18 protein-coding genes, 1 tRNA gene and 2 pseudogenes (1 of these 21 only partly in view) are annotated in these 26,305 nt (G+C 46.9%); 9 read left to right on the top strand and 12 right to left on the bottom strand.

What is annotated here, in order from left to right; genetic code table 11:
- Positions 1-388, bottom strand: a pseudogene (gene truA, locus IPJ02_12990) (tRNA pseudouridine(38-40) synthase TruA) (it extends 334 nt beyond the left edge of the window).
- 28 nt (positions 389-416) lie between these two features.
- The gene (locus tag IPJ02_12985) at positions 417-1,601 is read right to left on the bottom strand and encodes a hypothetical protein (GenBank protein MBK7376434.1); all 1,185 of its coding nucleotides are present in this window, start codon (positions 1,599-1,601) and stop codon (positions 417-419) included.
- 114 nt (positions 1,602-1,715) lie between these two features.
- Here IPJ02_12985 and IPJ02_12980 point away from each other — a divergent pair, with 114 nt between their 5' ends.
- The gene (locus IPJ02_12980; GenBank protein MBK7376433.1) at positions 1,716-4,157 is read left to right on the top strand and encodes a M1 family metallopeptidase; all 2,442 of its coding nucleotides are present in this window, start codon (positions 1,716-1,718) and stop codon (positions 4,155-4,157) included.
- 450 nt (positions 4,158-4,607) lie between these two features.
- On the opposite strand, the gene IPJ02_12975 is transcribed toward IPJ02_12980, so the two are convergent.
- The 5 genes from IPJ02_12975 to gap form a co-directional block, all read right to left on the bottom strand.
- Positions 4,608-5,390 (bottom strand): TPM domain-containing protein, encoded by a 783-nt coding sequence (locus tag IPJ02_12975; GenBank protein ID MBK7376432.1) that lies wholly within the window; start codon positions 5,388-5,390, stop codon positions 4,608-4,610.
- 47 nt (positions 5,391-5,437) lie between these two features.
- Positions 5,438-5,893: a TPM domain-containing protein gene (locus IPJ02_12970; GenBank protein MBK7376431.1), complete on the bottom strand. Its 456-nt coding sequence runs from the start codon at positions 5,891-5,893 to the stop codon at positions 5,438-5,440.
- Between the two features lie 58 nt (positions 5,894-5,951).
- Complete coding sequence (locus tag IPJ02_12965; protein ID MBK7376430.1) at positions 5,952-6,539, bottom strand: LemA family protein; 588 nt, start codon at positions 6,537-6,539, stop codon at positions 5,952-5,954.
- Positions 6,540-6,709: 170 nt separating this feature from the next.
- Positions 6,710-7,942, bottom strand: coding sequence for a phosphoglycerate kinase (locus IPJ02_12960; GenBank protein ID MBK7376429.1), 1,233 nt, complete (start codon positions 7,940-7,942; stop codon positions 6,710-6,712).
- A gap of 100 nt (positions 7,943-8,042) precedes the next feature.
- The gene (gene gap, locus IPJ02_12955; protein ID MBK7376428.1) at positions 8,043-9,053 is read right to left on the bottom strand and encodes a type I glyceraldehyde-3-phosphate dehydrogenase; all 1,011 of its coding nucleotides are present in this window, start codon (positions 9,051-9,053) and stop codon (positions 8,043-8,045) included.
- 221 nt (positions 9,054-9,274) lie between these two features.
- Between gap and IPJ02_12950 the strand changes: the two genes are divergently transcribed.
- A tRNA-Glu gene (locus tag IPJ02_12950) sits at positions 9,275-9,346 on the top strand.
- A gap of 367 nt (positions 9,347-9,713) precedes the next feature.
- On the opposite strand, the gene IPJ02_12945 is transcribed toward IPJ02_12950, so the two are convergent.
- Complete coding sequence (locus IPJ02_12945; protein MBK7376427.1) at positions 9,714-10,517, bottom strand: hypothetical protein; 804 nt, start codon at positions 10,515-10,517, stop codon at positions 9,714-9,716.
- Between the two features lie 279 nt (positions 10,518-10,796).
- Between IPJ02_12945 and IPJ02_12940 the strand changes: the two genes are divergently transcribed.
- Together IPJ02_12940 and IPJ02_12935 are read left to right on the top strand one after the other, a co-directional pair.
- Entirely contained in the window at positions 10,797-11,693 is an 897-nt protein-coding gene (locus IPJ02_12940) for a dihydrodipicolinate synthase family protein (GenBank protein MBK7376426.1), read from the top strand.
- A 31-nt stretch (positions 11,694-11,724) separates the two neighbouring features.
- Complete coding sequence (locus tag IPJ02_12935) at positions 11,725-13,206, top strand: aldehyde dehydrogenase (NADP(+)) (GenBank protein ID MBK7376425.1); 1,482 nt, start codon at positions 11,725-11,727, stop codon at positions 13,204-13,206.
- Positions 13,207-13,299: 93 nt separating this feature from the next.
- Here the strand turns inward: IPJ02_12935 and IPJ02_12930 are convergent, their stop codons facing one another.
- The gene (locus tag IPJ02_12930; GenBank protein MBK7376424.1) at positions 13,300-14,580 is read right to left on the bottom strand and encodes a sterol desaturase family protein; all 1,281 of its coding nucleotides are present in this window, start codon (positions 14,578-14,580) and stop codon (positions 13,300-13,302) included.
- Positions 14,581-14,646: 66 nt separating this feature from the next.
- On the opposite strand from IPJ02_12930, the gene IPJ02_12925 reads away from it, so the two are divergent.
- On the top strand, positions 14,647-15,648 hold the full coding sequence (locus tag IPJ02_12925; protein MBK7376423.1) for a 4-hydroxyproline epimerase: 1,002 nt from the start codon (positions 14,647-14,649) through the stop codon (positions 15,646-15,648).
- Positions 15,649-15,750: 102 nt separating this feature from the next.
- Complete coding sequence (locus IPJ02_12920) at positions 15,751-16,992, top strand: FAD-dependent oxidoreductase (GenBank protein ID MBK7376422.1); 1,242 nt, start codon at positions 15,751-15,753, stop codon at positions 16,990-16,992.
- Here IPJ02_12920 and IPJ02_12915 read toward each other — a convergent pair.
- The 3 genes from IPJ02_12915 to IPJ02_12905 all read right to left on the bottom strand — a co-directional run bounded on the left by IPJ02_12915 (position 16,989) and on the right by IPJ02_12905 (position 20,206).
- Positions 16,989-18,392: an MBL fold metallo-hydrolase gene (locus IPJ02_12915; protein MBK7376421.1), complete on the bottom strand. Its 1,404-nt coding sequence runs from the start codon at positions 18,390-18,392 to the stop codon at positions 16,989-16,991. The genes IPJ02_12920 and IPJ02_12915 overlap by 4 nt on opposite strands.
- Before the next feature lie 113 nt (positions 18,393-18,505).
- Positions 18,506-19,681 carry an amidohydrolase gene (locus IPJ02_12910; GenBank protein MBK7376420.1) on the bottom strand — a complete coding sequence of 392 codons (1,176 nt, stop codon included), beginning with the start codon at positions 19,679-19,681 and terminating at the stop codon, positions 18,506-18,508.
- A gap of 78 nt (positions 19,682-19,759) precedes the next feature.
- Positions 19,760-20,206, bottom strand: coding sequence for a hypothetical protein (locus tag IPJ02_12905; protein ID MBK7376419.1), 447 nt, complete (start codon positions 20,204-20,206; stop codon positions 19,760-19,762).
- 214 nt (positions 20,207-20,420) lie between these two features.
- Here IPJ02_12905 and IPJ02_12900 point away from each other — a divergent pair, with 214 nt between their 5' ends.
- The 3 genes and pseudogenes from IPJ02_12900 to IPJ02_12890 all read left to right on the top strand — a co-directional run bounded on the left by IPJ02_12900 (position 20,421) and on the right by IPJ02_12890 (position 26,233).
- Complete coding sequence (locus IPJ02_12900) at positions 20,421-23,516, top strand: amidohydrolase family protein (protein ID MBK7376418.1); 3,096 nt, start codon at positions 20,421-20,423, stop codon at positions 23,514-23,516.
- Positions 23,517-23,533: 17 nt separating this feature from the next.
- Positions 23,534-24,842, top strand: a pseudogene (locus IPJ02_12895) (amidohydrolase family protein).
- A gap of 107 nt (positions 24,843-24,949) precedes the next feature.
- The gene (locus tag IPJ02_12890; GenBank protein MBK7376417.1) at positions 24,950-26,233 is read left to right on the top strand and encodes an amidohydrolase family protein; all 1,284 of its coding nucleotides are present in this window, start codon (positions 24,950-24,952) and stop codon (positions 26,231-26,233) included.
- Positions 26,234-26,305: the final 72 nt, after the last annotated feature.

Below are 26,305 nucleotides of genomic sequence, written 5' to 3'. Positions count from 1 at the left end.
GGATAAGGATAATAATACGCCCGGTCCTGGAGAAAGGGATCCTTGTGATCAAAAATGCAGTAACGGTATTCCCTGCTTTTGGCATCAAACCTGCAATGGGCATTGTCATCCACCCTGTATATCCTTTTGATCACAATATCTCCAGGCAGTATTGCATTCAGGTTGTATGAATCATCCTGAATGTCAATGTCCGAATCGAAATGAAAAAAATTCTGAAGTGCATGTACCCCGGCATCTGTGCGGGATGATCCCGTTAATTCAAATTGTTTTTTATAAAAAACAAACAACGCTTTTTCAACCTCCGCCTGAACGGAATTGGCATTTTTTGTACCTGGAAACCAGAATAGTTCGTGCCTTTATATGATACTTCAATGAAATAACGGGCCATGTATTATATCCTTTACCGGAAGTTATTTTTATTTATTGAGCATTGCCCTGAACCTGATAATATAATATTCCTCCTTAAGCTCTGCCTCCAGCGAATTAAATGCCGCCAGGTCTGAAACAAACGGGTATGCTGCAACAAATAACCGGTACCTGCCCTCCTCATTCAGAAATAAGCCGCCCAGGTTTTTTACCTGCTCTGTTGTGAAGCAGGTTGACCTGAATTTTTTCAGCGCCGTATTTATCATATCCCCGTCATTCAATTCTGCAGCCATCAGCCTGCGCAGGTTAAGGAAATCTTTGTTGTCAGCAGTTTGTTTACACTTTGTATTCTGCATAACGGCTTTCTCTCCCGCTACAACTGATGAGTCAGCCAATACGGCGCTGGTATCTCTTACCAGGTTGGGATTGGGTAATTCCATATCCAGAAATTTTGAATCCCGGGAGGGAAGTTCATCTTTCTTTTGCCCAGCCTTTATGTTGGCTGGTCTTATCGAGTCGGTCTTACCAGCAACATCATCTTCAACAGGGATAAATATTAAAACCGTATCTGCCCCCTCATCTGAAATATCGAGGAAACGGATGTTCATCCCCCCGGGTATTGTATCCTGCTTTAGTTTTTTCACGGCCGGCAAGACCACCAAAGGATTTTCCTTTTCCCGGCCGGTGGTGATGATCTTTTCTTCCTTATCCGCCTGGGATCTGTCCGCTGCCTTATTTTCATTGATAACCACAACCGGTGTATCCCTGGTCACTGTTTGTTTTTTTAAAATGCCCCTGTCATTTACCACCGATGCCAGGATAACAGAGAATGAATCCGAAGCCAATTCGGGTGAAAGTTCCGGGTCAACCACCGGATCTTTTTTGGCCATGACCGCCTGCATGGTCTGCAGGTTAAGCAGGCCCCAGCCTTTATCTCCGAAATTCCTTAACTGGTACCCCATATCCACCTCTTTGATCACACAGGCTATATTTTGCCGGGGCCATTCCTTTTTGGGAAACCCAATGGAAAGATCATAACTGCCCTCCTCCAGCCTGGGAATGATGAGGTACCCGGCATCAGCGCTGCTGAACAACTTTTCGCCTATCGTTACATAAAAAGGCTGTTTGGTATCAGACTGGATATAAATAAACCGGCTTTTCTGTGCACAGACATTTACAGCAAACAGCAGAGAAAGGCAGGTAAACAGTATTGTTCTTTGGGCGATCCGATTCATCTCTTCCTGGATTAACCGGCCAAAAATACTTATTAATATTATGCCTTTGCCACTTAAATAAAAACCACTTACCATATTCCCGTGTCACTTATTTTTGCAATCTAAATTTATAGTATGAAAAAAATGTTGTTTTTACTTGCTTTGACCGCAGGCCCGTTCTTACTGATGGCCCAGCCGGGTAATGCACCGGCGGACACATCCTGGAAAAAGGTTTACCGGGCCACCCCCGCCAAGATCAATGACCTTGTACATACAAAACTGGATGTTCGTTTTGACTACGACAAAGCCTGGATGTATGGAAAAGAATGGCTGACCGCCAGGCCCCACTTCTATCCTACGGATTCATTGACCCTGGATGCCAAAGGAATGGATTTCAAAGAAGTGGCAATGATCCGGGGAACTTCAAAAACTCCCCTGAAATATGATTATGATGGCATGGAGTTGAGAATTAAACTTGACAAAACCTATAAAGGCGGAGAAAATTACACGGTGTACATTGAATACACCAGTAAGCCAAATGAAGTAAAGGTGAAAGGAAGCGCTGCCATCAGCGATGCAAAAGGCCTGTATTTCATCAACCCGAAAGGAGAAGAAAAAGATAAGCCTACCCAGATCTGGACACAGGGCGAAACAGAAGCCACCAGCGTTTGGTGCCCCACCATTGACAAGCCAAACCAGAGAACAACCCAGGAAATGTACATGACCGTTCCTGCAAAATATGTTACCCTCAGCAATGGATTGCTTATAAGCCAGAAAAAAAATGCCGATGGTACCCGGACCGACTACTGGAAAATGGACCTGCCGCATGCTCCCTATCTTTTCTTTATGGGCGTGGGTGATTACAAAATAATCAAGGACAGCTATAAAGGCAAGGAAGTAAGCTATTATGTTGAGGCGGACCAGGCGCCGTATGCAAGGGGCGTGTTTGGCCTTACCCCCGAGATGATAAAATTCTTTTCTGACAAACTGGGCGTGGATTATCCCTGGCAGAAATACAACCAGATCGTAGGCCGTGATTATGTGAGCGGCGCTATGGAAAACACCACCAGCACCCTGCACCAGGAAGCTGCATACCAGAATGCACGGCAGTTAACAGACGGCAATGGATGGGAGACCGTCATTGCCCATGAACTGTTTCACCAGTGGTTTGGTGATTATGTAACCACCGAAAGCTGGAGCAACATCACCGTGAATGAGACCATGGCGGACTACAGCCAGACCCTGTGGATGGAATATAAGTACGGTAAAGACGCCGGGGATGATGAGAACTACCAGGGCATGACACAGTATTTTTCAAACCCCAATGAAGCGAAAAAAGACCTGGTCCGTTTTAAATACAGTAACAAGGAAGATGTATTTGACCTGGTGAGTTACCAGAAAGGCGGCCGGGTGCAGCACATGCTGCGGAATTATGTGGGAGATGATGCATACTTCAGATCACTGAACAGTTATCTGACCACCAACAAATTCAAAAGCGGCGAAGCCCACCAGATGCGCCTGGCATTTGAAGAAGTGACCGGAAAGGACCTGAGCTGGTTCTGGAATCAATGGTATTTTGGCAGTGGTCACCCCGTTGTGAAGGTCGATTATAATTACGATGTGCCCGGAAAAGTAATGGTGATCATTGAGCAGACCCAGAAAACAGACAAGGTATTCACCCTCCCCCTGGCCATTGATCTGTATAACGGCGCTGCCAAAAAAAGATACAATGTATGGGCAGAGAACAAGGTTGATACGTTCACATTCAGTTACACACAAAAACCCGACCTGGTAAATGTGGATGCTGATAAAGTGATGCTTTGGCAGAAAACAGATAACAAGACCGCTGAGAATTTCATCCACCAGCTGAAATATGCGCCGCTTTACCTGGACCGGAAAGAAGCGCTTGACTTCTTTGGCAAAAAAGCAATGCCTGAACTGGCAGAAGGGTTGAAAGACAAATATGCACCGCTCCGCAGAAGTACCATCAACAAACTAGGCACTTCCAAATTCAAAGACGATGTAAAGGTTATTGAAGCCATTGAACAGATCGCCAACACCGAAAAAAACAGGAAGACAAAAGCAGTGGCCATTTCTTTCCTGGCCAAAAAAGGAGATGCAAAATACAAAGCGCTGTTTGAAAAGAATATCAGCGACAGCAGTTACTCTGTTGCCGGTGCAGCGCTGGAAGGCCTGCAGAACCTGGAACCAGCCAAAGCCTATGAACTGGCAAAAAAATACAGCAATGATGCCAAGGGTGACCTGGGCGATGTGGTGAATGAGATCATCATGAGCGAAGGAACAGAAGCCGATTTTGACCTGGTGGCAGGCCGTTATGATAAAATGCCGCTGAGCCAGGAAAAAGTGGGAGGCAGCGCAACCTTTGCCGCTTATCTTGAAAAAGTACAGAACATTGCCAATGTGAAAAAGGGAATAGACATGATCATCAGTTTCCGCAACAAGGTACCTGAGCAGTTCAGGGGTTTTGTGGACCCTACCATTAAAGGGGGGTTGAACAAATTAGGAAAAGCGAAGGGAAAAGAGATCGAAGATTATATTGCAGCCGGAATGAAATAAACCTGCTGAAAGAACCTGATAAGGCCCCGGAATTTACCGGGGCTTTTTTTAACCATCTACCTCCCGGGTTCATGGCGCACGAAACGTATATTTTTTTTTACCACGAAGTACACGAAGAAAGATCACGAAGCGCACAAAGGTTCTTCTTCCCCAGCAGGGCAACTCTTTCTCAGCGGGGTTTTCGCTAACGGAATTTCCTATCGCCCTGGTCGGTGTCTTCACCGACCGGAATGATCATGATTAGTTTTGAATAAAGCCATGAGTACATTCCATCGGGGTTTCACGCAAGAGTCTTAGTATTCAAGTGTATTCTGTGAAAACCCCGCTGAGACACAAAAATTGTTTCAATGGACTCAGGAAATTATTTCCAAATAATACCTGCCGCTGATACAAACTGTGTAAAAAAACCGTTCCTCCCGGAACGGTTCAAAATATTTAAAGAATCCTTATCTACCAGCTTCCACTTGCCCCACCACCACCAAAACTTCCCCCTCCAAAACCACCAAAGCCACCGGAGCTTCCGCCGCCGCCGCCGCTCCAGCCTCCTCCGCCGCTTCTTCCCATGCTGCCAAGTATATTGCCAATTGTCCAGGCGGTAAAACCACGCCGGCTCATGAATGAACCGCCGCCGCCCCTGCCACCGCTCATGGCAAGGAAAAGGATGATGATGATGATGATAAAAACGATCCGCAGGACCGAACTCTTGCCTTTTTTATGGTATTCAGCCGGGGCCTTATATTCCCCCTTCACAGCCTTGATGATGGCATCTGTTCCTTCCTCGATCCCCCGGTAATAATCATCTCCCTTGAAATTGGGTACAATGATGTCTTCAATGATCTGGTTGCAGGTTATATCCGGCAATGCACCTTCCACGCCATACCCGGTTGATATATTCAGCTTACGGTCGTCTTTGGCGATGAGTAAAACAACCCCGTTACTGAATTCTTTCCCTCCTACGCCCCAGGCCCGGCCGAGCTTTACATTATAATCGGCAATATCATTCCCATCCAGGGTAGCGATGATAACAACGGCAATTTGCGTAGTGGTACTGTCGTCAAAAGCCACCAGTTTCCTTTCCAATGCCTGTTGCTGGGCAGCAGTGAGCGTATTGGTGAAATCATTTACAAGTTGTGTGGGCTTATATTTCAGCAGTTCATCCGGGCTGGTTTTCTTTTGAGAAAAGGATACAACCGCAACCAGCAGCGCAATAAATATGGAAAGTAATTTCTTCATGCAGCTGTCTCCTCCAACCGGCGGAGAATGTTTTTAAATTGATTTAGTTAACTGCCAAACACGATCTCATCGGGCAGTTCATTTTTATCTTCCGTTGGTATGTAGGGGAATTTCTCTTTCAGGGTCTCCCCGATCTGCTTCACACATTGTTCTATACCGCCGGCAATATCGTGTTTTGAGAACCTGTCGATCATGTTCTTCACCGCATTGTTCCAGTATCCGGCGCCTGTCTTCTGGTAAATGCCCTCATCGGCAAAGAGTGCCAGTTCATGATGCTTCAGGGCAACATACAGCAATACGGCATTGCGGTGGTCGGTATCCTGCATCTTTAATTTATAAAAGATCTGGGCCGCCCGGTCAATGGGATCCACAAAGGGGTTCTTGCTTTCCACGTAAACCCTCACTTCCCCGCTGGTCTCTTTCTCGGCCATACGGATGGCTTCCACGATCCGGGCTTTATCAGCGGCGGAGAAGTGCTCTTTCTTTTGAAATAAGGAGAACATGGCGGGATTCTGTTTTTAAATCAAGCCCCTCGGTTTAAAGAGGGGCCTGGTCAAACGTTTATTTTATGTCGAATTTTATTTCAGGATTTTTTTCGCTGCCGGCTTCGGCTTTGTAGAAAGGTTTTTCCTTAAACCCAAATACACCTGCCAGGATACTTCTTGGGAAGCGCTTCACCTTCAGGTTGTATCCTTCAATGGACTTATTATAATCCTGGCGGGCCACATTGATGCGGTTCTCGGTTCCTTCGATCTGAGCCTGGAAGTCGCGGAAGGCCTGGGTTGTTTTAAGGTCGGGATATGCTTCAAAGGAAGCGATCAACCTGCTGAAAGAACCCTGCAGGTTTGCCTGTGCCTGCTGGTAGGCTGCCAGGGAAGCCGGGTCGTTGATATCCACGGTAATGGAAGTTGCTTTTGCCCTTGCTTCCACCACAGCCTGCAACGTTGATTTTTCAAAATTGGCCGATGCTTCTACTGTTTTGATGATGCTGCTGTACAGGTCGGTACGGCGCTGGTAGTTTGTTTCCACGTTACTCCATACTTTCTTCACATCCTGGTCGGCTGTTACCAACCCATTGTAACCATTGCAACCCCAGAAACCGAGAATAAGAACAATGCCCAGTATGACTAATAATCCGGTGCGTTTCATAATTTTTTGTTTTAGTGTTAGAAGTTAAAATTAATATTTTCCTGAGATACTCTGTATTAATCAGACGTTTCAGTAAAAGTAACCTTTTAAAACCGTTAATCTTTTACCTCACCCCAAACCCCTCTCCATCCTTCGGCTTCGCTCAGGAGAGAGGGGCTTTAAGCAGTATACTAACCACTAATAGCCTTTATTCCGGGAAGCGTTTTTCCCTCGAAATACTCCAGCATGGCGCCCCCGCCCGTACTTACATAGCTTACTTTATCTGCCAGGTTGAATTTATTCACCGCCGCCACACTGTCGCCGCCGCCCACCAGGCTGAAAGCGCCGTTTGCAGTAGATGCTGCCACTGACTCCGCAATGGCTTTGGTTCCTGCCTGGAATTTTTCCATTTCAAAAACCCCCATCGGGCCATTCCACAAGATCGTTCTTGATTTACCGATCACTTCATTGAAGATGCCGGTTGCCTTGGGACCAATGTCCAGGCCCATCCAGCCATCGGGAATGGCATCGCTGGGGCGAACATCGGTATTTGCATCGGCAGCAAACTTATCGGCGATCACAGAGTCCTCGGGTAAATGAATGCTTACATTCTTTTGCTTCGCTTGCTCCAGGATATCCAGGGCGGTCTGCAGGCGGTCGTCTTCACAAAGAGAAGAACCTATCTTACCACCCCTTGCTTTTAAAAAGCTGTACGCCATACCGCCGCCGATGATGATATCCGTAGCCCGCTGCAAAAGATTTTCAATGATGAGAATCTTATCTGAAACCTTCGCCCCTCCGATGATTGCCGTAAAAGGTTTCTCCGAACCATGCAATACCTTTTCCGCACTTACCACTTCTCCTTCCATCAGCAAACCAAACATTCTTTTTTCTGCCGGGAAGAATTTTGCAATAACGGCCGTAGAAGCATGTGCCCGGTGAGCAGTACCAAACGCATCATTCACATACACATCGCCCAGCTTGCTTAATTTTTCTGCAAATGCCTCATCGCCTTTTTCTTCTTCTTTATAAAAGCGAAGGTTTTCCAGCAACAGCACTTCACCCGGTTTAAGCATGGATGCCGTGAGTGCCGCCTGCTCGCCAATACAATTATCGGCAAAGAAGACCCGGGTGCTGCCGTCTCCGCCCCCTTCCCCGCCGGCTGGCGGGGAGTTAAGCAATCCGTACAAATGTTTTACCAGGTGCTTTAAAGAGTATTTTTCAGTGGGGCCCTCTTTTGGCCTGCCGAGGTGGCTCATTAAAATAACACTGCCCCCATCGCCCAGTATTTTCTTAATGGTCGGGATCGTTGCCCGCATCCGGGTATCGTCGGTGATGTTGTGGGACGCATCCAGTGGTACATTGAAGTCAACACGAATTAATGCTTTATGGCCTGAGAAATTGAAGTTGCTGAATTTTGACATAGTTGCTATTTAATAAATTAACCGCAAAGGCGCCAAGTCGCTAAGAATAATTTCCTCTGCGTCTCAGCGCCTCTGCGGTTATAAATATATACTTAAAAAATTACTTGATCAGTTTGGCGAAATGATGCACCGTACGCACCAGTTGCGATACATAGCTCATCTCGTTGTCGTACCAGCTTACGGTCTTCACCAGTTGCTTGTCGCCGGTTTTGATCACCCTTGTCTGGGTAGCATCAAACAAACTTCCGAAACTGATGCCGATCACATCGCTGCTCACAATTTCGTCTTCGGTATAACCAAAGCTTTCGTTGCTGGCGGCTTTCATGGCGGCATTCACTTCCTCTACTGTCACATCTTTACCCAATATAGAATAAAGCTCCGTAACACTGCCGGTAATGGTTGGTACCCGCTGGGCGCCGCCATCCAGTTTGCCTTTCAGGCTTGGTATCACCAGTCCAATCGCTTTTGCAGCGCCGGTACTGTTGGGAACAATATTAGCCGCAGCAGCCCTTGCCCTGCGCAGGTCTCCTTTCGGATGCGGTGCATCCAGCGTATTCTGGTCGTTGGTATACGCATGAATGGTGCTCATTAAGCCGGTGATGATGCCGTATTTTTCTTCCAGCACTTTTGCCATGGGCGCCAGGCAGTTGGTGGTACAGCTTGCGCAGCTGATGATGGTCTCGCTGCCATCCAATATAGCATGGTTTACGTTAAACACAACTGTCTTCAGGTCGCCGGTAGCGGGAGCAGAAATTACCACTCTTTTTGCACCTGCGGTAAGATGCGCTTCGGCTTTTGCCTTATCGGTAAAGAAACCGGTGCTTTCGATCACCACGTCCACGTCATGAGCACCCCAGGGGATCTGTGCCGGGTCTTTCTGGGCATACACTTTCACTTCGTGGCCATTTACCACAATTGCATTTTCGGTAGAGGTCACATTCTGACCAAAGCGGCCCTGTGCGCTGTCATACTTTAATAAATGTGCAAGCACTGCAGGGCTTGTAAGATCATTGATGGCAACCACATCAATACCATCCATGTTATAGATCTGGCGGAATACCAGGCGGCCGATGCGACCAAAACCGTTGATTGCAACTTTTACTGTACTCATAGCTTTAATTTGAATTTAAAATTGAGAGGCAAAATTACAGGATGTGAAAGATATTTGGCGGATTATTTTTGGCCACACCAGGCTGTGAATAAGTAGCGAAAACCCAATACAGTCAAAGGTTTTCATCTGATATAGCCTCAAAAATACAAACTGATACAGTTGGCTTAAAATATTTGGTTGAAAAAGGGTTAGATGTTATCTTTGCCGTCCTTTAATAAAACGCCGCGTTGGTCAAGGGGTTAAGACGCCTCCCTTTCACGGAGGAATCACGGGTTCGAATCCCGTACGTGGTACAGGGACTAGTCATTAGTCACTAGTCATTGGTCATTAGGAAAGCCTTTTAGAATTCTGAAAGGCTTTTTTACTGGGGGTAGTCACCGATTGTAATTCTATTTTGCTTTTGTCCCGCCTGTCCCGATCATTCCGGGAGCTATCCGTTACAAGCTTCACTGCGTTATGCTTTTCACTTCAATCCGGCGGCCGCTAAGTGGTATATTTTTTCATCCTTACTTTAATTGTTTTGAAACAATTAACCAGGGCATCCCTGCCAGCGACAGGGACGAGAGACGCCAGATATTAAAAGCCTCCCGGTAATTACCGGGAGGCTTTTAATATCATGACCCTGGGCTTTTGCGTTAAAACCCATAGAAACAGATAAAATTATTTTTTTGCTTCTTCTTTCCTGTAGGTATAAACCCGCTTGGTGATCTTCGTTGCCTTTCCCTTATCATTCCATTCTGTACGCTGGGTCCAGTTGCCCATTTCATCATGCGTTTCATAGGTATACTTGGTTACCTTGGTTGTGGTAGAATCCTTGGTGATCTTTGTATTCGAAAACTCCGTTTGCTCTCCCTTATCATTATACTTTGCCGAACTGGTAGATTTCACCTTGCCTACGCTGTCTTTTGAAGTAAATCCCATAAATAAACTTTTGTCATATTTACTTTCTCCCTCCTGCCTGAAAACACTGTCTTTATCATATTGTTTCCAGCTAAGAACCTGCCCGTATTCATTTTGTGTTATCCCGGTATAATAAATATCCGGTTTACCGGTTGAATCAGTTGTTTGCGCTATTGTGTACTGGCCTTTTTCATCTACGGTAACCTTCATTCCTCCTGAGGGTTTGCCTTCTTTGGTATCTGTAGCCCCTGTCCATAACCCGTTTTCATGCCGGGTGAAAACGGATTCATTCTTTACGGTTCCTTTACTGTCTTTTGAAGTAAACTTAACGGCATTCCCGTTCTCGTCGTACTGGGTAATATCAATACAACAGGAATCCATGGCACCGGCCTTACCGGTACTGTCCACCTGGTAAGGGGTATCCTCAATGGTTTCAATATCCCCTTTCAGATAGTCATTGGCGAGATCGCTGTACTTCACCTTTTTTTCAGCCGTCTTTTCATTCGAATTGTTGCAGGCTGCCAATATAGAAAGCCCTGCCAGAATAATTACGATTCTTTTCATTTTTACGTGTTTAATTATTAATAAATGGTGGGGCAGAATTAAGCAGATGCACTGGTATAGAGCCAACAATGTAACCTTTAATTGCTTAAGATGCAAATCGAACTTTCCCGGACCGGGGACGAACCAAGGCATTGGTCATTGGTCAATAGCCATTAGCCATTGGGGATTGGGCAATGGTAAATAGTAAATGGCAAATAGTAAATGGTTGAGACTTTCAAATTTCAGCAGCGTTTTTATTCCCCGATTTCGTAGTTTGTGGAAAAATTAAATCAAACCATCATGAGCTTTCAATGGAACGGTGTATTCCCTGCGCTTACTACAAAATTTACTGCAGATGACCAGTTAGACCTGCCCCTGTTTGAGAAAAATCTTCATGCCCAACTCGAAGCCGGGGTGAACGGCGTAGTACTTGGCGGCACCCTGGGTGAAGCCAGTGTGTTGACCACATCAGAAAAAGAACAACTGGTAAAATTTGCCGTAGAGAAATGTTCAGGTAAAGTTCCTGTGGTTTTAAATATTGCTGAAGGAAGTACAAGGGAAGCATTACAACAGGCTGCTTATGCAAAAGCCTGGGGAGCTGAAGGAATCATGATTTTACCACCTATGCGTTACAAAAGCGATCACCGGGAGACGGTCACTTATTTTAAAACAGTAGCTGATTCAACTGATCTTCCCATTATGATCTACAACAACCCGGTGGATTATAAGATTGAAGTAACACTGGATATGTTCGCCGAACTGGCCGCCTGCAAAAATATCAATGCCGTAAAAGAATCAACCCGGGATGTAACGAACGTAACAAGAATGAGGAACCGTTTTGGCGACCGGTTCAGGCTTTTATGTGGTGTGGATACGCTGGCCATGGAAGAACTTTGCCTGGGCGCTGATGGATGGGTAGCCGGATTGGTTTGTGCTTTTCCAAAAGAAACAGTTGCGATATTTAATTTGGTGAAAGCCGGTAAGATTGAAGAAGCCACCAAAATATACCGCTGGTTTATGCCCTTGTTGGAACTGGATATTCATCCCAAATTGGTGCAGTATATAAAACTGGCCGAAACACAGGCTGGGCTGGGCTCCGAACAGGTGAGGGCACCAAGACTGATGTTGATCGGGAAAGAAAGAGAAGAGATCCTGAAGATCATCAATGAAGGGATCGCTACGAGACCGGCGCTATAAACAATATTCAATAATCAATTCTCAATGATCAATGTTCAACGAAGGCAGTCCATCCGAAATAGAAACCATCATGCAGCAGGCATGGAATGCATTTCATGTCTATAGAAAATTCCCTTTAAAGCAACGGGCAGCATTCATGAGAGCCATTGCTGTTGAACTGGAGAACTGCGGCGATGCATTGATCCATACTGCCATGCGTGAGACCAATCTTCCGGAAGCAAGATTGCGTGGCGAAAGGGCAAGAACGATATTCCAGCTGATCAGTTATGCCGAAGCCTGTGAAAAAGGAAACTGGCTGGATGCAAGGATTGATACTGCCATACCGGATAAAACACCCCCCAAACCCGATATCCGGAAAATGCTGGTGCCCCTGGGCCCGGTAGTTGTGTTTGGTGCAAGTAATTTTCCCTTTGCCTATTCAACAGCCGGTGGAGATACAGCCTGTGCCTTTGCGGCCGGCTGCCCGGTGATCGTAAAAGCGCATCCAGCCCACGCCGGAACATCAGAACTTGTTGCACAGGCAATCCTCAAAGCAGCTTCAACATGCAACATGCCGAAAGGGATCTTTGCCCATGTGCATGGCGCTTCCTTTGAAGTGGGTAAAGCACTGGTAACACACCCGCACACAAAAGCCGTGGGCTTCACCGGCTCTTATACCGGCGGCAAACAATTATTCGACTGGGGCAACCAGCGCAAAGAACCCATTCCTGTTTTTGCAGAAATGGGGAGCATTAACCCTGTGTTTCTGTTGCCTGAAAAATTAAAAGCATCTGCTGCTGATATTGCAACCATGTATGCCGGTTCCATTACCTTAGGTGTTGGACAGTTCTGCACAAATCCGGGGCTGATCATTGGCATAGAGAGCGATTCTCTTCAAACCTTTATTCACGACCTGGGAAAAGCTATCCAGAAAATCGCCCCGGCTCCTATGTTGCATGAAGGAATTGTAACAGCGTATAAAAAAAACAAGGGCAATGCATTGCTGCAGGAAGATGTTCACCTGGTTGCTGAAAGCGAAACCATGGTAAAAGAAAATGAAGGGCTTCCTGCTATCGCTACTGCAAGCGGGCAGGCTTTTTTAAACAACCTTGTTCTTCACCAGGAAGTATTTGGCCCCTACTCCATTGTCATCCGGTGCAAAGACATGAAAGAGATGATCGAAGTAGCAAAGCATTTAGAAGGCCAATTGACGTCCACCCTGATGGCAACCGATGCCGACATAAAACAAAACGAAGAACTGGTGGAAGCCGTAAAAAATATCTGCGGACGCTTTATTTTAAACAGCGTTCCTACCGGTGTGGAGGTTTGCCTGAGCATGCAGCATGGCGGACCATTCCCTGCCAGCAGCGATCCAAGGTTTACATCGGTTGGCGCTGATGGCATCAAACGTTTTGCGAGGCCCATTGCCTTTCAGAACTGGAGCAACGACCTGTTGCCGGATGAACTGAAGAATGAGAACCCGCTGGGGATATTCCGGACGGTGAATAATGAACTAACGAAATCTCCTCTATGATTACCAGGACAAAGTCCTGAAACCATTGCATCCCTGTCTGAGACAGGGACGAGTGAACGGTGAATAATGAATTGATGAGGGCTGCTGTTTGATCTATACTACCAGTTTCATCGGCTGGTCTTCTTTCTTATGCTTCATCACAAACCATCCCGTTACAAAAATGGAGACGACAAAATACCCCCCAAGGATAAATTTAACAGCTGCCAGGTACGTACCGGCTCCAAACCAATCATTTTGCCCGAAGAGAAAATAAAGGCCCAGGCCAGAGCGGATGCATTCCCACACAAGGGCAGAATCATTCCGGTCCATCAGATCGGTAAGCGCATACACACTTAAGAAAATAAACCCGCCATACCAGAAAATATAGGATTTGTCGAGGTTGTTGATGAGTGCAATATTGCCGAACATATAACTGACGAACAACAGGATCAGCAGCAACTGGATCCAGCTCCAGGTCTTCAAGGCCGGTGAGGCAGGCGTATTGTATTTTTCAAAATGATACACGTCTTCGATCTTATACAACGGGTACCTGGCTGCCACATCCGCAGGCCGGTAGCCCGTATGCCGGAACCATAAAGTGAATTTATCTTTCCAGTTGCTGGTCCGCCAGGCATCTTTGAGCAGCAACCACGCATGCTGAAAATTAATTTTGATGGGGTTCCATGTCCGAACCGGCCTGGTGATGCCATAAACTGGCGGTACGTCGGGAAGTTCTTCCTGGAAAGTGCCGAACCATTTGTCCCAGAAAATAAATATCTGCCCGTAGTTCTTATCAATGTATTCCTTATTGATGGCATGGTGTACCCGGTGGTGCGATGGAGTAACAATGATCTTTTCTAAAAACCCCATCCGGCCGATATGCTGTGTATGGTACCAGAACTGTGCAAACAGGTGCAGGGGCGCCACCACAGCGATCACCGGTGCAGGCACACCCAGCAGGGCTGCCGGTAAAAGAAAAATGGCAAAGGTTTTTACAATGGACGAAATACTCTGCCGCAACGCACAGGCCAGGTTGAATTCTTCACTGCTGTGATGAACGATATGCCCGTTCCAGAAAAAATTGGCCACATGCTGCAGGCGGTGTACCCAGTACCCGGCAAGATCAAGGGCAAAAAAAGCAATGATGTAAACAAGCACCGTATTGTTGATCTGGGTTATTGCCAGGTTCCGCACCAGGAACGGATAGGAAATGATGACAAAAGCCAGTCCTACTACATCTTTGGTAACATTGGTAACGCCGCTGCTGAGGCTGCTGATCATATCCATGTTGCGAACGGTGTCTTTCCCCTTACGCCAGCCATACCATTTTTCGAAAAGCACCAGCAGCAAAAATGCCGGCATGGCGATCAATAAAATTTTACCGTATGCTTCCATGCCTTAAATTTACAAAACTTCGCCAAAGTTCAGAACTTTGGCGAAGTTTAGAACCTGGCAACCAAAATGAAGCATACATTCCACTGCATAGATGCCCACACCTGCGGCAATCCCGTTCGTCTTGTAAAAGAAGGCGGCCCGGAACTGCAAGGGAATACCATGAGCGAAAAGCGCCAGCATTTCATGAAAGAATACGACTGGATACGTAGGGGCCTCATGTTTGAACCCCGCGGGCATGATATGATGAGCGGAAGCATCCTCTACCCGCCGCATGATCTGCAGAATGATGTGGCCGTTCTTTTCATTGAAACCAGCGGCTGCCTGCCCATGTGCGGACACGGAACCATCGGCACCATCACCATCGCCATAGAAGAAGGGTTGATAAAACCAAAAACACCCGGCATCGTGAGGATGGAAGCCCCTGCAGGATTGGTTTTAATTTCGTATAAGCAAGAAGGCAAAAAAGTAAAATCGGTTAATCTTACCAATGTGCCTTCATTTCTGGCAGCAACAGAACTAACTGTTCATTGCCCGGACCTGGGAGAATTGGTAATTGATGTTTCTTACGGCGGAAATTTTTACGCCATTGTGGACGTTCAGAAAAATTTCAAGGGACTGGAAAATTATTCAGCCGACAAATTAATAAGCTGGGCAAGAGAACTGAGAAAGAACATCAATACCAAATACGATTTTGTCCATCCCGAAAATGAGACCATACATGGATGCAGCCATATCTTATGGACCGGTGCGGTGATCGACAAAACGTCAACAGCCCGAAATGCCGTTTTTTATGGCGATAAGGCCATCGACCGCAGCCCCTGTGGTACCGGCACATCGGCTCGTATGGCACAGTGGTATGCGAAAGGCAAATTAAAGAAAGGAGATGAATTCATACATGAAAGCATCATTGGCAGTAAATTCACCGGGCGGATCGAAGAAGAATTAACGGTTGCCGGGAAACCGGCGATCAGGCCAGGCATTGAAGGCTGGGCAAGGATTTACGGGCATAATATAATTACCATTGATACCGAAGATGACCCGTATGCATTGGGTTTCCAGGTTTTGTGATGGAAAAAGGGATGACACAGATCTGTACGGATGAAAGCGGATTCTGTCATCCGTAAAATGGCATCCTGATTCATATTTAAAAACAACATATAATAAAGGTCTATGAAAGTAACGATCGTTGGTGGCGGTGTAATCGGATTATGCAGCGCTTATTATTTGCAAAAGGAAGGATACGAAGTAACCGTTATTGAACGGGGCGATATAACAGACGGTTGTTCTTTTGGCAACATGGGATACATGTCGCCCAGCCATTTTATTCCGCTGGCAAGCCCCGGAATCATTGCCGAAGGTATCCGGCATATGCTCAGCAGCAGCAGCCCGTTCTATATAAAACCAAGACTGAACTGGGACCTGGTTCAATGGGGCTATCATTTCTGGAAGAACAGCAACGCGGCCACCGTAAAACAAAATGCACCACACCTGAATAATATTCTGCACCTGAGCCGGCAGCTGATCAACGATATGCGGAATGAGATCGGTGATACCTTTGATATGGAAGAGATCGGGTGCCTGATGATGTGCAAGCAGCCGAAAACACTGGAGCATGAATTTCACCTGGCCGATGATGCAGAAAAATTCGGACTGAAAGTGGAGCGGCTGAAACGGGATGCCGTACAGCAACTGGAAACAGATGTGGAAGTGGATGTTGCCGGGGCTGTTCTGTTCAAAGACGATTGCCATTTTAATCCCGGCAAGATGATGACCGCCCTCAAAAACGATTTAGACAAGAAAGGAGTAAGGTTTCAGCTCAATACAACGGTTACCGGTTTTGAAAGATCGGGCAAAAAGATCTCAGCAGTGATCACCAACAAGGGAAAATTTGATTGCCATGAGATCGTTCTGTCAACCGGGAGTTGGCTGCCCGTGGTTGCAAAGATGCTGGGCATTAAATTATTACTGCAACCGGGCAAGGGTTACAGCCACACGTACCAGCATGTAGAAAAGAATATCAAATACCCGGCTATCCTGGTCGACGGGAGATGCGCCATAACACCCTGGAAGCACCAGTTGCGCATTGGCGGCACGATGGAACTCAGCGGCATCAATAATAACGTACTTGTAAAACGCATGCAGGGCATTTATGACTCAGCCAGGAATTTTTACCCGGGATTAAAAATAGATTTTCCTCCCGTTGAAAAAATATGGAATGGCTTACGGCCTGTCACGCCGGACGGGCTGCCCTATATCGGCAGAGTTTCAGAATTTGAAAATGTTGTTTTTGCAGGTGGCCATGCTATGCTGGGCATTTCGGAAGGAACAGGTACCGGCAAACTGGTGAGTGAGATCATCCAGCGCAAGACAACATCGATCGATATCACGGCATTTAAACCGCAACGGTTTTAAGTAAGCCCTATCTCGTAGTGCATTTCAGGGATCTCTACATCAACAAACCCTTTCCGGATGAGGCGTTCTTTAAACTCCGTCTGAACATTATATTCACCGTGCACCAGGAATAACCGTTTCACTTTTTTGGGGTCCTGGCAGGCCAGGAACTGGCATAGGTCATCGTAATCTCCATGGGCACTCATGCTTCTTATGGAACCGATCTCGGCATTCACTTCATGCGCCACGCCATAGATATTCACTTCTTTCCTGCCGTCGAGTAATTTACCGCCCAGGGAGTGCGGTTCGCAATACCCGGTGAATAAAATGGTGTTGTGGCTGTTCTCAATATTGTTGCTGATGTGGTGCTTCACCCGCCCGGCATCTGCCATGCCGCTTGCCGAAATGATAACAAAAGGTCCGTTGCGGAAATTGAGCAACTTCGATTCATCCACCGATTTAATGAACTTCAATCCTTTAAAACCGAAGGGATCCGTGTCGCTTGCCAATATCCTTTGTATGGTCTTATTAAAGTAATGCGGATAATTCTTGATGATCTCTGTGGCCTTCACGCTCAGCGGACTGTCAACAAAATAATTCAGGTCAGGCAATCTCCTTTCCAGTTCCAGCTGGTTCAGGGCATATAATATTTCCTGGGTACGGCCCACGCTGAAAGCAGGAATGATCAGTTTCCCTTTCTTTTGGATACAGGCCTTCTCGATCCATTTTAAGACCAGGTCGGGGGTGGTGGTGTTCACATCATGCAGGCTGTTGCCGTAGGTTGATTCCAGCAGTATATAATCGGCCTGCGAAAATTCAGCCGGCGACCGTAAGATCACATCCCGGTATCGCCCCACATCTCCGCTGAAACTGATGCGGGTGATCTTTCCGTTTTCTTTGATCTTCAAATGCACCGCAGCACTGCCGATGATGTGGCCGGTATCGGTGTACTGCACTTCCACATTTTCATCGATCGTAAACCATTTATCATAATCCACTTCTACAAAATGATCCATGGCCGCCATTGCATCGGCTGTATCGTACAATGGTTTCAGGTAAGGCAGGCCATCCTGTGCCCTTCGCTTGTTCTCGTATTTGATCTCGCTTTCCTGGATGCCGGCAGAATCTTCCAGCATCACGGCCGATAATTCTTTGGTGGCCGGTGTGCAGAATATCTTCCCGTCAAACCCATCTTTCACAAACTTGGGGATCAGTCCGCAGTGGTCGATATGTGCATGCGATAAGATAAGGTGAGTGACTTCCGATGGTTCAAAACCCCAGGTACGGTTCATGGCATCGGTTTGTCGCCCCATGCCCTGGAACATGCCGCAATCCAGTAAATACTTCTTTCCGTTCTTCAGGGTAAGCAGGTGTTTGGAACCGGTTACCGTTCTGGCTGCGCCGTGGAATGCTATTTTCATATTTGTCGTTTAAAACGTTTAAGTCGTTACAAATCGTTTAAGTCGTTCCAAATCGTTTAAGTCGTTTTAATAATCAGGCTTCCTAACCATTGAACGACTTAAACCCTCCAACGTTAAATATCTGCCCCCAGCCAGGCCATCATCCCCATCCCGGTCTCGATCGCTCTTTCGTCAATATTAAAAGTAGGTGTATGCACCCCGCTGGTTATTCCTTTTGCTTTATTGCCAGCCCCTAACCGGAAAAAACAAGACGGTATCTTATGTGAGTAGTATGCAAAATCCTCCGCTCCCATCCGCAACTCGGTTTCTTCCACATTGGCGGCCCCCATGTATTCCTCCGCCTTTTTTCTTGCTGCGTTGCCCAATGCTTCATCATTCAACACAAAGGGATACCCTATATCGATATGAATGTCTGCTTCGGCACCCATGGCTGTTACCAATTCAATGGTCTGCTTTTTTATAAGTTCATGCGCTTTAAAACGCCACTCCTCGTTCATAGCCCGGAAAGTACCCATCAGCTTCACTTCCGATGGAATGACATTGGTGGTATGACCGCCCTGGAATGAAGTAATGGACAGGACCGAAGGATTGAACGGGCTGTTATTCCTGCTTACGATCTGCTGCAGGCTTACCACAAGATGCGATGCGATCAATATCGTATCGGCCGTGAATTGCGGCGCTGCAGCATGGCCGCCCTTGCTTTTGATGCTGATGTATAACTCATCCGCACTTGCCATCACCATGCCATTGCGGAAACTCAGCTTCCCCACTTCCAGCCCGGGATGTACATGCAGGGCAAATATCTTTTCCGGCTTCGGATCTTCCAGTACCCCTTCCCCGATCAATAAACTGGCGCCCCCGGGATTTTTTTCTTCCCCCGGCTGAAAGATCAATTTCACCGTTCCCTCCCACGCATCTTTCAGCTCATGTAAGATCTTTGCAGCGCCCAGCAGGCAGGTGGTATGAACATCATGTCCGCAGGCATGCATTACGCCGGCATTCTTCGACCTGTAATCCACATCATTCTCTTCGGAAATGGGCAGGGCATCCATATCGGCCCTTAAGGCCACCACCCTTTTCCCCGGGTTCTTTCCTTTGACCAGGCCAACAACCCCGGTAGTGGCTTTCACCTCAAACGGAATACCCCACTCACTTAATTTTTGCTGAACAAATGCAGAAGTTTCAAATTCCTTATAGCTTAATTCCGGGTTTGCATGTAAATGATGACGGATACTGATAAACTCATTGGCGTATCTTTTGGCGAGGTCCTGGATGCTTTTCTTTATCATGCAATAAAAATAACTTTAAACAGGCAAAATAAAAAGGAGTTCCTGTCAGAAACTCCCTCATATGAATTTTAATGAGCCCTATTTCAACTCCTGCTCTTTTATCTTGTCGGGTTTCAATTCCACCATTTCCGGCAGCAGGTAAACACCCCCGGTCACGATACCGGATTTTATGATGAGGTCACGGTATTTCTCCGCATCCTTCTTCTCCACAAAATCACCAAACTTCATTTTAATAAAGGGCGACTGGTAGGTCATAATGACCTTCTCTTCCGGGAAGGTCTGCAAAAGATAGGCCCGCACTTTCATGGCATAGTCCCGGTTATTGGACTTCAATACAAACAGGCGGTAACCCTTGGTGAACCGGTTTGCATAGTTGTTGATCTCCGCTTCGGCCCTGGCCAGTATGTCCAGGCGGGGGTCCTTATTAACGATCACTTTCGGTACTGCACTGTCTGCAACCACAGCCTGTGCCATTGCCGTAGCAGAAAACGAGATCAAAAATAATATGCCGATTGCTTTCTTCATGTTGTCCTGATTTGCAAAAACCGTTCCGTCTATCCATCCCTGCGCATCGTTACCCTCAAGGCAAAACTATCATATTATGCGCAAAAAGCTATTGTTTATCCACCAAATGGCTTTGCTTCCGTAAAATTACGGCTATTCAGCGGCTAAATTATTCAGGCGGGTGTTTTCACAATTAATCATTTGTTATATTTATCGCCCAATAAAAAATAACTGCATGCAAAAACTAAAAAACGGGTTAATGCTGTTTGCTTTCCTGGCAGGCAGCTTTCAACTGCTGAAGGCCCAGGCAACATTCCCGGTAAATGATGTGGCAAACCCAAAGGACGGGTATTATGCCTTTACCAATGCCACCATTCTTAAAGGTGCCCGGGATACTTTAAAAGATGCGACCCTGGTCATACGCAGGGGAAAGATCGAGGCCGTAGGAAATAATATCCCCGTTCCACAAGACGCCGTGCTGATCGACTGCAAGGGGAAATATATTTACCCCGCCTTCATTGATATTTACAGCGCTTATGGGAGTGCATCGGCCAGTGCCCAGCAGACAGGTGTTGCCGGTGGTGCAGCCGCTTTTTTCCGTACCCAGCAATTGGCTTCCAGTACCAAGGGTGCCTATGGCTGGAACCAGGCCATCAAAGCGGAGACCGATGCGTACAGGATCTTCACCGCAGATGATGCCAAAGCAAAAGCGCTCCGGGACATTGGTTTTGGCTCGGTACTCACGCACCAGAAAGACGGTATTGCCAGGGGAACCGGCGCTTTCGTCACACTTGCAAGCCAGCCCGATAATTTTGCATTGATAAAAGACAGGGCCTCTGCCCATTATTCTTTCAGCAGGGGAACATCGGCACAAAGCTATCCAAGCTCCATGATGGGAACCATTGCTTTATTACGCCAGACCTATTTAGATGCACAATGGTATAAATCCAATCCTGCTGCAGAAGGAATAAACCTTTCTTTAAAAAGCTGGAACGACAACCAAAACCTGCCGCAGATATTTGATGCCAATGATAAATGGAATGACCTGAGGGCCGACCGGATCGGCGATGAATTTGGTGTTCAGTACATCATAAAAGGCGGTGGTAATGAATACCAGCGTATGCGTGAGATGGCAGAGACAAAAGCATCATTCATCTTATCACTGAATTATCCGGCCCCCATGGATGTGGATGATCCGAATGACCTGCGTTTTGTGGGACTCGATGACCTCAAGCACTGGGAACTTGCCCCGGGAAATCCGGCAGCTTTTGAAAAAGCAGGGATCAATTTCTGCCTTACAACAGCCGACCTTAGCAATCCGGCAGACTTTATGGCCAACCTTCGCAAAGCCATCGAGTATGGATTAACTGAACCAAAAGCGCTGGAGGCTTTGACAAAAGTCCCGGCAACCTTACTGGGTGTATATGATAAGATAGGAAGCCTGGATGCGGGCAAGATCGCTAACTTCATCATTACTTCCGGGCCGGTATTTGCAGAAAAGACCGTGCTGCTGCAAAACTGGACACAGGGAATTAAAAATGCGGTGAAGGATGAGAACTGGTACGACGCAAAAGGATTTTACAATTTAGCAGCCAATACCCATGCAGGTGTCAAGACTTTTTCACTGGAACTGAAAGATGCCGGCGTTGCCAGTTTTGTAAGCAAGGATACCCTCACCGGAAAATATACCTATGATGGCAAACTGGTAAAACTGAGTTATACCGAAGGCCGTGGCCCGGGTGCAAGAGAGACCATTTTGAGCGGGGCTGTTGCCGGAAAAACATGGAATGGCTATGGGGCAGATGCACAGGGAAATAAATTTACCTGGACCGCAACCTTTGATAAAAAAGCCGAAGCAAAAGCCGATAGCGCAAGGCCAAGGCAACCATTGGTGCTGGGAAAAGTAACGTATCCCTTCCTAAGTTATGGTTGGGAAGAACTGCCCAGGCAGGAAAATATCCTGATCAGGAACGGCACTGTATGGACCAGTGAAAAAGAAGGCAAATTAGAGAATACCGACATCCTCATTAAAAATGGAAAGATCGCAGCTGTTGGAAAAGGTCTTTCTGACCCTACTGCCAAAGTGATCGATGCCACCGGCAAGAATATTACGCCCGGGATCATTGACGAACACTCTCACATCGCTTCCTCATCTACCAATGAAGGCGGACAAAGCGTTACTTCCGAAGTAAGGATCGGTGACAACCTGAACCCGGACGACATGAACATCTACCGCCAGTTGAGCGGTGGCGTTACCAGTTCTCACATCCTGCATGGTTCTGCCAATACCATCGGCGGACAAACACAACTGATAAAGCTCCGCTGGGGCATGGATGACGAGGAACTGAAATTTGCCGGTGCTGATCCATTCATAAAGTTTGCGTTGGGTGAAAATGTAAAAAGAAGTTCATCCACCCAGGGCAATCCCCGTTTCCCCGATACCCGGATGGGTGTGGAACAGGTATTGACGGATGCATTCCAGCGGGCATCGGATTATCAGAAGGCGATCAGGGCGGCTGAAGATAATAATAAGAAGAAAGGCGCCACGCCGATCGTTGTAAGAAGAGACCTTGAACTGGATGCATTGGCGGAGATCATGAATAAAAAACGGTTCATCACCTGCCACTCGTATGTACAGAGCGAGATCAATGCAACCATGAAAGTGGCCGAGCGTTTCGGTTTCCCGGTAAATACATTCACCCATATCCTGGAAGGATATAAAGTGGCCGATAAGATGAAAGCGCACGGCGCCAATGCGTCTACCTTCAGCGACTGGTGGAATTATAAAATGGAAGTGGTGGATGCCATTCCGTACAATGCCTATATCATGAGTAAGGTAGGATTGAATGTGGCCATCAATTCCGATGATGCCGAAATGGCCCGCCGCCTGAACCAGGAAGCTGCCAAGAGTGTGAAGTATGGCGGCATGAGCGAAGAAGAGGCACTGAAGATGATAACCATCAACCCGGCAAAGATGCTGCACGTGGACAATAAAACAGGCAGTATAAAAGTGGGTAAAGACGCCGATCTGGTAGTATGGAACGACAATCCTTTATCCATTTATGCAAAAGCCGAAAAGACCATTGTGGACGGAACCATTTATTTCGACCGGGAGAAAGATGCAGAAATGCGTAAAAAGAACCAGGTTGAACGGTCCAGGATCGTTCAGAAACTGGCCACTTTGAAAAGAACAGCAGCAGGTGGTGCCGGTGGTGGCGGAAATTTTCAACGGGCAAGGCCCCGGTATGAAATAGTGAATACCTGCAGCGATCATAATCACAACACAGGTTTATTAACCATTGATGCGGACGAAATAGAAGACAATAAATAATCTGAAAAAACAGTAAAATGAAAAAGATCATATTATATATAAGTTCCGTTTTAGCCGCTGCACCAGTTTCTGCACAGGAAACCATTTTGCCGGCCAATGCACAAAAAGAACCCATCGCCCTCACCAATGCCACCATTCACGTAGGCAATGGCCAGGTGATAAATAACGGCACCGTTGTTTTTAAAGACGGGAAGATAACCGAAGTAGGCGCCACGGCATCAACCGCAGGGGCAAAACTGATCGACTGCAGGGGAAAGCATATTTATCCCGGGCTGATCTTAGCTTCTTCACAGATCGGCCTGGTGGAAGTGCCTTCGGTACGTGCAACCATCGACGGCTCCGAGATCGGTGAAATAAACCCAAGCATCCGTTCACTGGTGGCGTACAATACTGACTCGAAAGTGATAAACACGTTGCGCACCAACGGGATCCTGCTGGCAAACATCGTTCCTGCCGGAGGTATCATTTCCGGTTCTTCTTCTGTAGTGCAACTGGATGCATGGAACTGGGAAGACGCCGCATACAAAACAGATAACGGCATTCATTTCCGCATGCCTTCATTACTCACCCGCCGCGGCGGAAGAGGCGGTTTTGGAAATTTTGGTGCAGCACCATCAAGTGCCGATCCTGTTAAAGCAGGCCTGGAGCAGATCGAAAAAGTGAAAGTATTTTTCCGGGAAGCAAAAGCATACCTGGCAGAAAGCAAACACGAAAGCACCAACCTGAAATTTGAAGCGGTAAAAGGTTTGTTTGAGAAGAAACAAAAACTGTTCATCCACTGCAATATTGTAAAAGAGATGTTGCTGGCGGTAGATTTTGCAAAGGAATTCCGGTTTTGACCTGGTGCTTGTTGGCGCTGTCGACAGCTGGCAGATCGCTGACCTGCTGAAGCAGAACAACATTGCCGTAATACTGAATCAACTGCACAACCTGCCCGCCATGATCGATGATGATATTGACCAGCCGTTTAAAACGCCGGCCATGCTGCAGAAAGCAGGGGTGCTGTTCACCATCAACGACGATGATGAGAATACCCGCAGCCGGAACCTGGCTTTTAATGCCGGCACCGCTGCTTCATATGGACTGACCAAAGAAGAAGCCCTTTCTGCCATTACCCTGAATGCAGCAACCATCCTGGGCATTGCCGACAAGGCCGGCAGCATTGAAACCGGCAAGGATGCCAATATGCTGGTAAGCGAAGGGGATATTCTGGACATGCGTACCAACATCATCCACAATGCCTTTATACAAGGCCGGCAGATAAACCTGCACAACAAGCAAACACAGTTAGCAGAGAAGTATGAAACGAAATACGGGATAAAATAAAAACCATTCATAAATCTGAAAGGCAGGATCGATGAAGATTGATCCTGTCTTTTTTGTTGATTTTTATCATCCACCCATTTATCCTAACTTAACATCAAATAGACAAAATGAAAAGACTCCTCGCTTTATTTGCTACACTACTCTTTGCCTGCATCCTAACCCATGCCCAGCAAACCATACTCCATTGCGGAAAGCTGATCGACGTAAAGAACAAGGCTGTGCTGGAAAATATGTCGGTGATCATTGAAGGGAATAAGATCGTTGATGTAAAACAGGGTTATGTTCAGGCCCGGCCAGCCGACAAACTGATGGACCTGAAGAACCGGACCGTTATGCCCGGCCTGATGGATATGCACGTACACCTGGAGGGTGAAACAAAAAGAGGAGGCGTTGCCGACCGGTTTACCATGAACCCACAGGACATCGCTTTTGAATCGGTGAAATATGTCAATGTTACCTTAATGGCCGGATTCACCACCGTTCGTGACCTGGGTGGAAGCGGCGTCAATGTTTCCTTACGCAATGCCATCAACAAAGGATTCATCACCGGTCCGAGGATATACACTGCCGGTAAATCCATTGCAACAACCGGCGGGCATGCCGACCCTACAAATGGTTACCGCAAGAACCTGATGGGTGACCCTGGCCCGAATGAAGGTGTAATTAACGGGGCTGATGATGCACGAAAAGCAGTACGCCAGCGGTATAAGGATGGTGCTGACCTGATCAAGATAACCGCCACTGCCGGCGTATTAAGCCAGGCAAAAGATGCGCTGGGTGCACAATTCACGGAAGAAGAATTAAAAGCCATTGTGGAAACAGCAAAAGACTATGGTTTTAAAGTAGCTGCCCATGCGCATGGCCCCGAAGGGATGAAAAGGGCGATAAGGGCCGGTGTTACATCCATTGAACATGGCACGTATATGGATGATGAAGCCATTGAGTTATTTATAAAATACGGTACCTGGTATGTGCCTACCATCATTGCCGGCAAATCCACTGCCGACTCTGCAAGGATGCCGGGTTATTATTCAGATATTGTTACCCCCAAGGCATTGGTTGTAGGCCCCAGGATACAGGCAACATTTACGAAAGCGTATAAAGCAGGAGTAAAGATCGCATTTGGTACCGATGCCGGTGTGTATGCACATGGTAAGAACTGGAAAGAGTTTGTGTATATGGTGGAAGGCGGAATGCCGGCAATAGAAACAATACGGTCGGCAACGTATAACACAGCAGAACTGCTTGGTATTTCGGACATACTGGGTGTAATTGAAAAAGGAAAACTGGCAGACATCATTGCAGTGGATGGCGACCCGGTGAAAGATATCAGCGTAATGGAGAAAGTGGTTTTTGTGATGAAGGATGGGGTGGTATATAAAAACAAATAAACGGGCAGTTTTTATGTAACCTGTTATTCAACAAAAGATCAATGCCTGTTTCGTTGGTTAATATCCAGTATC

This window comes from Chitinophagaceae bacterium, from assembly GCA_016710165.1.
Taxonomy (GTDB): Bacteria; Bacteroidota; Bacteroidia; order Chitinophagales; family Chitinophagaceae; genus Ferruginibacter.
Note: the sequence above shows the minus strand (reverse complement) of the source record. Positions and strands in the feature narration are given on the sequence as shown.